The organism is Massilia sp. Masssp93, from assembly GCF_059491295.1.
This window is the reverse complement of sequence record NZ_CP168502.1, coordinates 4113992-4126334: the sequence shown is the minus strand read 5'-3', so window position 1 is coordinate 4126334 and position 12343 is coordinate 4113992. Positions and strand designations below refer to the sequence as shown.

Genomic DNA, 12343 nt, shown 5'->3' with positions numbered 1-12343 from the left:
CTTACTTGTTCGGCTTGACGTACCGCTGCGACCCCGGCGGCGGTTCGTTCAGCACTGCCCAGAAGATGCCCAGGTCCGCGATCGCGCGCACGAACTCGGTGAAATCGACGGGTTTCACCACGTAGGCGTTCACGCCCAGTTCATAGCTGCGCACCAGGTCCTGTTCTTCGCGCGACGACGTCAGCATCACGACCGGCAGGGGCCTGAGGCCCGCGGTCGTGCGGATCTCGCGCAGGACTTCGAGCCCGTCCACTTTCGGCAGTTTCAGGTCGAGCAGCACGACGGCCGGATTGCCGGCCGGGCGCGACGCGTATTCGCCGCGGCGGTGCAGGTAGTCCAGCGCCTCGGCGCCGTCGCGCACGATGATGACCTGGTTGGCAAGCTGGCTCTTGGACAGCGCGATCAGCGTGAGTTCGAGATCGTTCGGGTTGTCTTCGACCAGCAGGATGGGCTTGAGCATGGGTGTATTCGTAAAACGTTCAAGGATTGGTCTGTTTCGGGAGCGCGAACGAGAAGGTCGCGCCCTCGCCGTGCACGGAGCGGGCCCAGACCCGGCCGTTGTGGCGTTCGACGATGCGGCGCACGTTCGCCAGGCCGATGCCCGTGCCCTGGAAATCTTCCATCCGGTGCAGGCGCTGGAAGACGCCGAACAGCTTGTGCACGTACTCCATGTTGAAGCCGGCGCCGTTGTCGGCCACGTGGAACACCGTCTCATGCGGATGGTCCTCGGCGGCCATGCGGATCACGGCCGGATCGCGCTGGCCCGTGAATTTGACGGCGTTCGCCAGCAGGTTGAACAAGGCCAGGTGCAGGAAGGTCGGGTCGGCCCAGATCGTGGGCAGCGGGCCGATGTCCCACTCGATGTTGCGGCCGCGCGTTTCCAGCGCCAGCTTGTCGAGGCAGGCCGCCACCAGCTCGTTCATGTCCACCGTGGTCGGGTGCAGCGAGGCGCGGCCCATCTGCGAGAATGACAGCAGGTCGTCGACGAGCTTGCCGGCGAGGCGCGCCGCGTCCTTGATGTTCTTGAGGAAGCGCTGGCGCTGCTGGCCGTCTTCGCTGCCGGCCGATTCGAGCAGCAGGTCGGCGAACCCCACGATGTGGCGCAGCGGCGCGCGCAGGTCGTGCGACACGGAGTACGAAAACGCTTCAAGTTCCTTGTTGGCGCGGCCCAGTTCCTCGGCCAGTTCAGCCATCTGCTCGGCGCGTTCGAGCGCGATGCCGAGCAGGGCGGTGCGGAATTCCAGCGTCAGCTCGATCTCGCCGCCGTGCCACGGCTGGCTGGTGCCGTGGATCGTCTCGCGCCATGCGGCAAAGCTCGTGCGCGGCGACAGTTGCGTGGGAGCGCCGGACGTTGGCTCCTTGGCGTGCGGATTGCCCGCCCATTCGATCGTGTGCACGTACTCGGGACGGAACCACAACAGGTAGTGCTTGTGGATGCGCGAGATGGGCATCGCGAGCAGGCCGCTGGCGTTGCGGGTCATCCGTGCCGCCGGCGCATACAGCGCGGACAGCTTGTCCGTGTGGAACACGTCACCGTGGTCGTGCAAGGCGAGCCAGTCGGCGAGTGCCCGGATGTCGTCCTGCTCCGGCGTGTCGCCGAAGGTCAGGATGCGGTCGTCGACCATGATCGCCACGCCCGACGCGCGCGCGAAGCGCAGCAGGTCCGGGAAGACGTTGGCGAGGTTTTCGATGAAGTCGCTGCCCTGCGTGAGGCCGGCCAGCATCGACACCATCGTGCGCCGGACTTCGAGGCGGAACTGCAGTTCGGCCGCGTCCTCGCGCGATTCGATGCACAGCGCGAGGATCTGCCCCAGTTGCTCGCAGGCCGTGCGCTTGTCGAACGCCACCGCGGCCGGGACTTCGTTGTGGCACGAGATCAGGCCCCACAGCTTGCCCTTGACCATCAGCGACACCGACATCGAGGCCAGCGTGTTCATGTTGCGCATGTACTGCAGGTGCACCGGCGAGACGCTGCGCAGCGCGGCGAACGACAGGTCGTTGGCCTTGCCCGTGACCGGGTTCAGCGGGGGCACGAGGGCGGCCGGCGAATAGGTGGCGTCCTGGATCAGGCGGATGCGCGACAGCTTGTACAGGTCGCGCGCCTGGGCCGGGATGTCCGACGCCGGGAAATGCTGCCCCATGTACGAGTGGTAGCCGGGGTCGCGCGCTTCCGCCATCACGTGGCCGTGGCCGTCGGCGTCGAACCGGTAGACGAGCACGCGCCCGAAGCCCGTCACCGAGCGCACGTGCCGGCAGGCCAGCCGCGCCAGCGATTCGATGCTGCTCGTGTCGTTCACCTTCAGCAGGAAATCGCCGATCAGCGGATACAGGTTGCGGAAATCGGCCGGTTCGGCGCGGTCGACCGCTTCGAATTCGGCGATGGTGACGCCGTCCCATTCGTGGGCGAGCACGTCGAAGTGGCGCCCGTTGTCCGTCGTGACCGTGCCCACGTAGAGCGGACGCGGGCCCAGGCCGGCGGCCAGCTCGGGTACGAGCCGTTGCGCGGCCGCCGGGCCGATCACGTCCGCCAGCGGACGGCCGGGCGCGGCGTCGGCCGCGACCCCGGACCAGTCGCCCAGGTTCGCGCTGGCCTGCAGCACGGCCAGGTCGGCGGCCAGCGTCAGCAGGAAACCATGCGGCTGGATGCTGCCGGGGGTGCGGATCGGTTCCTTGTCGCAGGTCGACAGGTCGAGGACGGGAGCGGCGGCGGCCTGGATCATGGGTGGCAAGGGTGCGGAACGTCGGGTTGCAAGTGCGGCATTTTACAATGAAACGCCAAACGTCAATTATTCGCGGCGCATGCTCATGCGGGGTGGTTGCGGTGATATTGCAACGATACTTCATCGGTTTGTGCGCGAATCCGTCAAATTGTACTCGGGAATGGCGGGATCGCCGCCCTCGAAATGGGCAATTTGACGTCGCCCCGTCCGGCCATTACCTGGGAGGTAATCGCCGCGCCGCACGGCCGCGGGCACACTGGCTCCATCGTTAACCCACCGAAGGAGACCATCATGAACCAAGCCACCCTGCACGCCGCCCGGATCGCCGACGCCTACCTCGCCGCCTGGAACGAACGCGCACCGGCCGCGCGCCGGACGAAAGTCGCGCGGGTGTTCGCGCCGGATGCCAGCTACCTCGACCCGATGATGCGCGGCAGCGGCGTGGACGGCATTGACGCCATGATCGGCGCCGCCCAGCAGCAATTTCCCGGCTGCCGCTTCGCGCTGCACGGCACGCCGTCCGGCCACCACGACGTCGTGCGCTTTTCCTGGTCGCTGGCGGCCGACGCGCCGGATGCCGCGCCGCTCGCCATCGGCACCGACTTCGCCACGGTCGACGCCGACGGGCGCCTCGTGCGCGTCACCGGTTTCCTGGACGCCCCCTGAGGAGACGATCATGACCATGCACAACGCACGCCACACCCGGGCCTATACGGGCGCGCCGAATACCATCATCGCCGGCGACGTCAACCTGTACTACCGCGACTGGGGCCGCGGCCGCCCCGTGCTGTTCGTGTCCGGCTGGTCGATGTGTTCCGATTCCTGGGGCTACCAGATGATGGCGCTGTGCCGCCGCGGCCTGCGCTGCATCGCCTTCGACCGGCGCGGCCACGGCCGCTCGTCCGACCCGGGCGGCGGCTACGACCTCGACACGCTGGCCGACGACATCGCGGCCGTCATCGAGGCCCTCGACCTGCGCGACGTCGTGCTGGTCGGTCACTCGATGGGCTGCAACGAGATCGTGCGCTACCTCACGCGCCACGGCAGCGCGCGCGTGCGGCAGGTCGCGCTGCTCGGGCCGATGACGCCGGGTATCACCTTGAGCCCGTCGAATCCGCACGGGGTCTATCCGGCGCTGCTGGAACAGTTCCGCAGCAGCGAGCTGCTGCACGATTTCCCGCGCTGGATCGAGGACAACCTGGAGCCCTTCGTCCCCGGCGCCGGCCCGCGCATGCGCGACTGGCTCGCGCAGATGGCCCTGCAATGCTCGCTGCAGGCCCTGCACGACTGTAACGTCGCCGTGCAGGCGTCCGACATGGGGGCGGAGCTGGAAGCCGTCGACGTGCCGGTGCTGCTGATCGCCGGCGCCCGCGACGTCTCCGCGCCGCTCGACCTGACGGCGCGCCGGACGGCGGCCCTGGTCCCGGACTGCCGCCTCGTCATCCACGAGGATGCGGCGCACGGCATGTTCCTCACGCACGTGGAGCAGGTCAATGGCGAACTCCTTGAGTTCATCCGTGCCGAAGGCTAAATTGATGACTTCATATCACGGAGGAGGCGCGATGCTGGACGGACACGTGGACGCGGCGCAGGCGCGCAGCGACGGCTACTTCAGCGACTTCGGCTCGGCGCTGCGCTACTGGCGCACGCGGCGCGGCTACAGCCAGCTGCGCCTGGCGGTGGACGGCGGCGTGTCGCAGCGCCACCTGAGCTTCCTGGAAAGCGGACGCGCCCAGCCGAGCCGCGACCTCGTCCTCAAGCTCGGGATCGTCCTCGACGTGCCGCTGCGCCAGCGCAACGCGATGCTGCTGGCGGCCGGTTTCGCGCCCGCCTACCAGGAGCGCAACCTGTCCGACCCGGAACTGTCGTCCGTGATGCAGGCGCTCGACTTCATGCTGCGCCAGCAGGTGCCGTTTCCCGCCCTCGTCGTGGACCGGCTGTGGAATCTCGTGATGTTCAACGAGCCCGCCGCCGGCTTCATGAAGTGGCTGCTCGGGCTACCGCTCGATGCGGCCATCCCGCGCGACGGTTCCATCAACGTGCTGCGCCTGATGCTCGACCCGGACGGGCTGCGGCCGCGCTTCGTCAACTGGCAGGCCGTGTGCGCCGACAGCCTGCTGTGGATCCAGCGCGAAGCCATGGCCGACGGCCCGGGCAGCGAGGCGACGGCGCTGCTGGCCGAATTGTCTGCATTCCCGGGCATGCAGGCGGCGGGCCAGGTCGCGGACGGCCATCTGCCGAACCTCGACCGGCGCGCGCTGCCGTTCCTGCCGCTGACGATCGTGCACGAGGGCGTGGAGCTGAACCTGTTCACGACGATCACGACGCTGGGCACCCCGCACGACGTCACCGTGCACGAGCTGCGCCTGGAGTCGTTCTTTCCCGCCGACAAAGCGACGGCGGACTGGTTCCGCCAACGTTTCGGGACGACAACGTGATCAAAGTTGCGATCCAGCCAATCAAATCCGGTGATTTTTCGTGAACATGCATCGGAAATGCACGTTTTTTGACGATCCGTAAGTACGAAATTGACAACGTAAATTCGTGTCCTCGAGTCGCGCGCGAGCATTTTTGCTGAGGTGTATGATGGGCTGGTTTCCATACTCTTTTCAGCCCAAGACAACCGCAGTAAATGAACGACCTGACTCTCACGCAACCCTGGCCCGACGAGCGGCGCTACCAGTACCTGATCTCCGGGATCAGCGATTACGCCATCTACATGCTCGACCCGAACGGCTACGTCAGCAGCTGGAATGCCGGCGCCAACCGTTTCAAGGGGTATGTCGCACAGGAGATCCTGGGCGAGCATTTCTCGCGCTTCTACACACCCGAGGACCGCGAAGCGGGCAAGCCCGCGCGGGCGCTCTCGATCGCGCTGGCGGAAGGCAAGTACGAGGCCGAAGGCTGGCGCGTGCGCAAGGACGGTTCGCGCTTCTGGGCCCACGTCGTGATCGACCCGATCTACAACGAAGAAGGCGTGCTGCTGGGCTTCGCGAAGGTCACGCGCGACGTCACCGAGCGCAAGCGCGCCGAGGATGCGCTGCGCGAAAGCGAGCAGCGCTTCCGCCTGCTCGTGAACGGCGTGACGGATTACGCGCTGTACATGCTGTCGCCGGAAGGAACCGTCACCAACTGGAACCCGGGCGCCGAGCGCATCAAGGGCTACACCCAGGCCGAGATCACGGGCAGCCATTTTTCGCGCTTCTACACGCCGGAAGACCAGGCCGCGGGCGTGCCCAGGCGTGCGCTGGAGACGGCCGCCACGGCGGGCCGCTTCGAGTCCGAGGGCTGGCGCGTGCGCAAGGACGGCTCGCGTTTCTGGGCCCATGCCGTGCTCGACGCCATCCACGGCGACGATGGCGAACTGCTCGGCTTCGCCAAGATCACGCGCGACCTGACGGAAAAGAAAAAGGCCGACGAGGCGCTGGAAAAGGCGAATATCGCCCTGTACCAGGCGCAGAAGATGGAATCGATCGGCCAGCTCACGGGCGGCGTCGCGCACGATTTCAACAACCTCCTGTCCGTGCTGTCCAGCGGCCTGGAAGTGCTGGGCCTGCAGCGCGGCGACAGCGATGTGCGCACGCTGGAATCGATGCGCCGCGCGATCGACCGCGGCGCGCGCCTGACCCAGCAACTGCTTGCGTTCGCGCGCCAGCAGCCGCTGCAGGCTGAGACGCGTAACCTCAACGGCATCATCCGCGGCTTCGAGACCGTGCTGCGCCGCGCCGGCAATCCGAGCATCGAGTTCGTGATCGACCTCGACCGCAAGGCCCACAGCGCGATGATCGACAGCGCGCGCTTCGAATCGGCGCTGCTGAACCTCGTCGTCAACGCGCGCGACGCCATGCCCGACGGCGGCAACCTGACGATCGCCACGGGCAACGTCGTGGCCGACGGCAACCAGCCGCCCGGCCTGGCGCCGGGCGAATACGTGCGCGTGACCGTGAGCGACACCGGCACCGGCATGCCGCACGACGTGGTGGCGCGCGCCTTCGAGCCGTTCTTCACGACCAAGGAAGTCGGCAAGGGCACGGGGCTGGGGCTGTCCCAGGTCTATGGCTTCATCAAGCAGTCGGGCGGCGAGGTCGCCATCGACAGCACGCCGGGCGAGGGCACGACCGTGTCCATCTACCTGCCGGCGGCCGTCAATTCCGTCGAGGAGGCGCGCGCCGACCATACCGAGCGCGTGCTGATCGTCGAGGACGAACCCGACCTGATGGACGTGGCCGCGTCGCTGTTCACCAGCATGGGCTACGACGTCGTCACGGCGGCCAGCGGGCAGGAAGCGATCGACCTGATGGAGCAGAGCGACATCGACATCCTGTTCACCGACGTCGTGATGCCGAACGGAATGAACGGCATCGAGCTGGCCACGTTCACGCGCGAGCACTATCCGCGCACCAAGATCATGCTCGCATCCGGCTATCCGCTGCCGGCCCTCAAGCAGCGGCACGGCGTCGACCTCAACGAATTCGCGTTCGTCAACAAGCCGTATCGGCTGTCGGACCTGGCACGCACGTTGCGGTCGACCATGTGATCGGGACGCGTCAGTCGAGCCCGAAGATGATGTCGCTGATCCGCTCGTAGACCGGGTCGGCCGACGGCCCGTCGTTCGGCCAGTTCAGGATATCGAAATGGTCGTATCCCCGGTAATTGCCGAGGAAATTCCACATTCCCCGCACGGCCTTGCCGTCGTAATCGCGCACCGGATGGCCGCCCGGCGCGCGCATGCTGACCGTGTTGACGACGCCGTCGTTCGGAAACCAGGCGCTGTCGATGCGCACCCGTCCCGGGGCGTTCTGCGTGTACGAACCCATGCCGGGCTGGGCCAGCGAACCGACGATCCACTCGCCGGCGAACAGCTTGAAGTACGGGATCATGTCGGCGCGCGGATACTGGAACTCGACGCTCTGCACGGGCGCGAGGGCGCGGTCGGTCCCGTTGCAGCACCAGGCGCCGGCCTCCGTGGCCAGCGTGCCCAGCGAGAAGTAATAGACCGACGGTGACGTCAGCGCCCAGCGGTTGAATTCGCGCGCGCCGTCCGGCGCCAGTTCCCAGTGGGCGAGCTGGTTGTCGAGGATGTCGCGCAAGGGACTGCGCAGGTTCGGCGATACGTCCAGCACGGCATCGCTGAGCGTGGTGCCGTCGTGCGGCGCGGAGATCGTGACGACGCTCTTCACCCAGCCGACCTTGCCGCCCTTGTAGAGATCGCCGCCGCCTTCGTCGCCGTCCGGCGAGCCGTGTTCCAGCAACTGGATCAGGGCGCGGATCGTCGTGCCGCCCTGGCTGTGGCCGATCAGGTGGATCGGGTGCGCGGCATCCCATTGCGGATAGAACGCGAGCGGATATTGTTCCGGATTGTTGGCCGGGTCCGCCGCCCAGCACTTGCCGGGCGGCTTTTGCGGCTGGCCCGGATAGCCATAGCGCGCGACGTGGCGGGCGCCGTAGTCGACGCAGCCGCCCTTGATCTGGGCGTACAGTTCGGCGGCGCGGTCCCAGTTCGACGCGATCGCGCCGACCTGGGCCGTAAATATGACGTGTGGACCGTGATAGACAGCCATGTGCGCGGCGATGTTGCCGTAGCCGCCCCAGTACAGGAAGCTGCCGAGCGGATGCGATTGCGGCCCGAAGCCGAGGACGCCGTGCACGAGCACGACGGGGTCGTTATTGGCCGCGCGGGCAGGGACGGACAGCAGCGCAAGGACTGCCAGCAGCGCGCAGGCGCAGGTTTTCGTCAGTCGCAACATGGGATTCTCCGTGACGTGGCGGAGCCCATTGTCGGTTTGATATTCGGTAAGGAGTTTGCGCTGCCTCGACCGGGACGGCGAAATGGGTGCTGCGTTGCAACAAAATGGCGCGGGTGTCGCTTGTGCGCACTACGTCCGAGCCGTCGTGCGTAGGGTGGGCGGCCCTCCGCCCACGCGTAACGCCAACAAACCGCGCACGTCACGCCTGGGCACGGCGTGCCCACCCTACGGCCATTGTGCAGAGCGAAAAAAAAGTCAGTTCGCGGCCGTCATCCCGGCCGCATTGCCCACCGCGCCATCGCCGGGCCCGACGGGCGCCGGGGTGTTCGAGGCCGTGACGGCGGCCTTCTCGGCCAGGTCCGGGTTCCACACGACGTTCTCGTCCACCGAGTACAGGCGGCACGGCTTGTCGCTCTTGGCCGAGCAGGTGGCCAGGGCGCGGGCATCCGGGTCCTCGCCTTCCTCGGCCCAGCACCAGGCGCCGCTGGGCGACACGGCGAAGGCGCGCGGGGTCATCTTGGTCAGATATTCGCGGTAGGCGCGCCTGCCGTTCTCGCTGAGGAAGGGCACGGCGTCGATGTCGTCGATGCCGGCGAAATTGGTCGCCTGCGGCTGCGGCGGTTCCGGCACCTTGTACACGACCCTGGTCGGCATGCCGACCCGTTGCAGGAATTTCATCGTGTCCGCCAGCCAGACCTTCTCGCCGTCGCGGCTCGCGAGCATGCCGTGCGAATCGCGCTTGAACGCGTCGTATTCGACGAGCTGGGCGTGGCCGCCGGCCTGTTCGAAGGCGTCGTGCATGCGCGCCACCAGTTCCGGCGAGAACAGCGAATCGTTCTGGCCATACATCCACAGGCTCGGGACCTTGTTCTGCGCGCCGTATTCGGCGAACGCGGAGACGAGCGCCGAGCGCCAGCCGCAGCCGTTGCTGTCGTCGCGCAGGCCGCCGGCGAAATTGAGCAGGCCGCGCACGCCCGGCAGGTCCTGGGTGCCCAGCGCGACCGTGGCGAGGCCGCCGTACGACTGCCCGGCGACGACGATGTGGTCGGCGTCGATCCAGCTCTGCTCGCGCGCATAGGCGAGGGTGGCGACGATGTCCTCGGCCTGGGTGTAGCCGTTGGCCGTCATGTCGCAGCCGTGGTCGTGGTAATAACCCGTCGAGTTGGCGAAGCCCTGGCGCATCGGCACCATCACGGCATAGCCCCGTTCCACGAAGGCGTGGGCCATGTGGTAGAAGCGGTCGCGCGGCTGCAGGTTCGGGTGGCCCGGGTCCTTGCCGTGGTTGATGATGATGAGCGGGAACGGGCCCGGCCCGTTCGGCTGGAACACGGTCGTCTCGAGGCGGGCCTGGTGGTCCTGGCCGGCCGGGATCAGGATGATGTGTTCATTGATCCGATAGTCGAGTTGCAACTCTTGTTCGATCGCGAGGCCCGGCAGCAGGGCAAGGGCGGCGAGGAAGGTGGACGTCAGTTTGCGAACGGAAATACGGGCTCTGAACATAGGAAACTCTGAAGGACACCGGGTTTGCTCGTTTTCCCCGAGGACTGATTGCCTCGCGGAATGAATTGATTCTAAGCACGGTGATTTTCCAGAGCAATATCCGAATAACCAATTCTCGAATTAAATCTTCGTGTGTGGCCACATTTGCCATAACAGGCAGATAATCTGCAGGGCCAACGATTGGGATGCCCATGTTTCCTTGACATGATGAATACCGACGACCGTTTCCTGCAGGCCCTGCAAGGCGGCGCACGCGCCTGGCGCCTCGCGCTCGAACGCCACCTGAAGGCGCACGGGTTGACGACGGCCGGCTGGAATGCGCTGACGGCCGTGGCGGACAGTCCCGAGCCGCCGTCGCAACGGGAGCTGGCGCGGCGCCTGGGCGTGGACGGCGCCACGCTGGTGACGACGCTCGACCGCCTCGTCGCAAGCGGCCTGGTGCGGCGCGAGGCCGAACCGGGCGACCGCCGCGTCCGGCGCATCGCGCTGGCGGCGCGGGGCGTGGCGCTCACGGCGCAGGTGCGCGCGGAAGCGGCCGCGCTGCGGCGCGCGACGGTCGAACGGCTCGACGCCCATGCGATGGCCGCCGCCGCCGGCGTGCTGGAAGCGCTGCAACGGCTGCTGGAGGACGCGTGAGCGACGCCGACGCCGACTACGCGCCGCGCCAGTGGCATCCGGACGAGCGCCCCACGCTGCCGGGCAGCCCGTCGTTCCCCAGCCACTCGACGCCGCGGCGCATCGCCTATTTCCTGATCGGCACGCTGGTGACGCTGACCGGCGGTCTGGGCAATGCACTCGTCACCGTCAACCTCGTCAACCTGCAGGGCACGCTGGGCGTCTTTTCGGCCGAGGCCAACTGGCTGCCGACGGCCTATGTGATGACCAATGTCTCGATGAACCTGCTGCTGGTGAAATTCCGCCAGCAGTTCGGCCTGCGCGCGTTCACCGAGTTCTTCCTCGTGCTGTACGCGCTCGTCACGTTCGGACATCTGTTCGTGGGCGACCTCGGCTCGGCTATCGCCGTGCGCGCGGCCCACGGCATGGTCGGCGCGGCGCTGTCGACGCTCGGGCTGTACTACACGCTGCAGGCGTTCAAGAAGGAATGGCGGCCGCGCGGCATCGTGATCTCGACCGGCATGGCGCAACTGGCGCAGCCGATCGCCTACATTTTTTCGCGCAGCCTGCTGCAGATGGCGGAATGGCGCGGCCTGTACCTGTTCGAACTGGGACTGACGCTCGTCACGCTGGCCGCCGTGCTGTGGCTCAAACTGCCGCCGGGCGACCGCTTCAAGGCGTTCCGGCCCACCGACTTCCTCACGTTTTCCCTGTTCGCGCCGGGCATGGCCCTGCTGTGCGCCGCCCTGACGTTCGGCCGCGTGCTGTGGTGGACCGAGAATGCCTGGGTCGGGATCGCGCTGGCCGTGGCCATCGCGCTGCTGCTGGCCGCGATCTGCGTCGAGCACAACCGCGAGAACCCGCTGCTGAACATCCGCTGGCTGACCAACGGCATGATCGTGCGGCTGGCGCTGGCGCTGATGCTGGTGCGCGTCGTGCTGTCGGAACAGAGCATCGGCGCCGTCGGCTTCCTGCGCCTCGTGGGCCTGAACAACGACGAGATGCAGACGCTGTTCATCGTCATCCTGCTCAGTACCATCCTCGGGATCGCCGTGTCCGTGCTGATCATCCGGCCGCCGCACCTGATGGCGCCGCAGGTCGTGGCCCTGCTGATCATGGCGCTGGGCGCGTGGGTCGATTCGCACGCGAGCAACGTCACGCGGCCCGCGCAGTTGTACGTCAGCCAGGGCATGCTGGCGTTCGGCGGCGTGATGTTCCTCGGACCGCTGCTGCTGACCTTGCTGGGGTCCGTGATTTCCAATCCCGCGAACCTGATCAGCTTTTCCGTGCTGTTCGGGCTGACGCAGAACCTGGGCGGCCTGATCGGCTCCGCGCTGCTGGGCACGTTCCAGGTGATGCGCGAAAAATTCCATTCGTCCGTGCTGGCCGAGCAACTGAGTTCGCTCGACCCGCTCGTCGCCGCGCGCATCCAGCAGGGCGGCGCCGCGTACGCGCGCATGCTGGCCGACCCGTCCGCGCGCACGCGCCAGGGCATCTCCGTGCTGACGCAGGCGGCCGCGCGCGAAGCGAACATCCTCGCCTACAACGACGTGTTCCTGCTGATCGCCGTCATCGCCACCCTGCTGGCCGCGTGGATCTTCGGCCGCTCGCTGTGGCTGAAATACGTGGCGCCGCCACCGCCGGCGCCGCTGCCGGTCCCGGCGCCGCCCGACCCGACCGATTCGCCGATCGCGGTGCCGTCCGGCGACCGCCGCCTGGCGCCGCGCCCGCCCCGGCCGACGCCGGCCGTCCCCACCTGAA

Annotated in this window: 10 protein-coding genes; 6 read left to right on the top strand and 4 right to left on the bottom strand. The window is 67.4% G+C overall.

The genetic code is table 11. The features are described 5' to 3' along the window. Position 1 precedes the first annotated feature (1 nt). Positions 2 to 460 carry a response regulator gene (locus tag ACEN9Q_RS16890; RefSeq protein WP_056441887.1) on the bottom strand — a complete coding sequence of 153 codons (459 nt, stop codon included), beginning with the start codon at positions 458 to 460 and terminating at the stop codon, positions 2 to 4. 19 nt (positions 461 to 479) lie between these two features. Further along, entirely contained in the window at positions 480 to 2720 is a 2241-nt protein-coding gene (locus ACEN9Q_RS16885; RefSeq protein ID WP_495628963.1) for an ATP-binding protein, read from the bottom strand. Positions 2721 to 3011: 291 nt separating this feature from the next. Here ACEN9Q_RS16885 and ACEN9Q_RS16880 point away from each other — a divergent pair, with 291 nt between their 5' ends. From ACEN9Q_RS16880 to ACEN9Q_RS16865, 4 genes are all read left to right on the top strand, one after another. After that, positions 3012 to 3386 (top strand): nuclear transport factor 2 family protein, encoded by a 375-nt coding sequence (locus ACEN9Q_RS16880; RefSeq protein ID WP_495625370.1) that lies wholly within the window; start codon positions 3012 to 3014, stop codon positions 3384 to 3386. Between the two features lie 10 nt (positions 3387 to 3396). Then, on the top strand, positions 3397 to 4251 hold the full coding sequence (locus tag ACEN9Q_RS16875) for an alpha/beta fold hydrolase (protein WP_495625369.1): 855 nt from the start codon (positions 3397 to 3399) through the stop codon (positions 4249 to 4251). Positions 4252 to 4282: 31 nt separating this feature from the next. Further along, complete coding sequence (locus tag ACEN9Q_RS16870) at positions 4283 to 5158, top strand: helix-turn-helix domain-containing protein (protein ID WP_495625368.1); 876 nt, start codon at positions 4283 to 4285, stop codon at positions 5156 to 5158. Positions 5159 to 5352: 194 nt separating this feature from the next. After that, complete coding sequence (locus ACEN9Q_RS16865; RefSeq protein ID WP_495625367.1) at positions 5353 to 7257, top strand: hybrid sensor histidine kinase/response regulator; 1905 nt, start codon at positions 5353 to 5355, stop codon at positions 7255 to 7257. A 10-nt stretch (positions 7258 to 7267) separates the two neighbouring features. Here ACEN9Q_RS16865 and ACEN9Q_RS16860 read toward each other — a convergent pair whose 3' ends face one another. Then, positions 7268 to 8467, bottom strand: a complete 1200-nt coding sequence (locus ACEN9Q_RS16860; protein WP_495625366.1) for an esterase/lipase family protein — start codon at positions 8465 to 8467, stop codon at positions 7268 to 7270. A 255-nt stretch (positions 8468 to 8722) separates the two neighbouring features. Continuing rightward, entirely contained in the window at positions 8723 to 9967 is a 1245-nt protein-coding gene (locus ACEN9Q_RS16855; RefSeq protein WP_495625365.1) for a dienelactone hydrolase family protein, read from the bottom strand. 204 nt (positions 9968 to 10171) lie between these two features. Here ACEN9Q_RS16855 and ACEN9Q_RS16850 point away from each other — a divergent pair, with 204 nt between their 5' ends. Together ACEN9Q_RS16850 and ACEN9Q_RS16845 are read left to right on the top strand one after the other, a co-directional pair. Then, a complete protein-coding gene (locus ACEN9Q_RS16850; protein WP_056441908.1) occupies positions 10172 to 10603 on the top strand; it encodes a MarR family winged helix-turn-helix transcriptional regulator in 432 nt (143 codons plus the stop codon). Then, the gene (locus ACEN9Q_RS16845) at positions 10600 to 12342 is read left to right on the top strand and encodes an MFS transporter (protein ID WP_495625364.1); all 1743 of its coding nucleotides are present in this window, start codon (positions 10600 to 10602) and stop codon (positions 12340 to 12342) included. The genes ACEN9Q_RS16850 and ACEN9Q_RS16845 overlap by 4 nt, the downstream gene beginning before the upstream one ends. Position 12343: the final 1 nt, after the last annotated feature.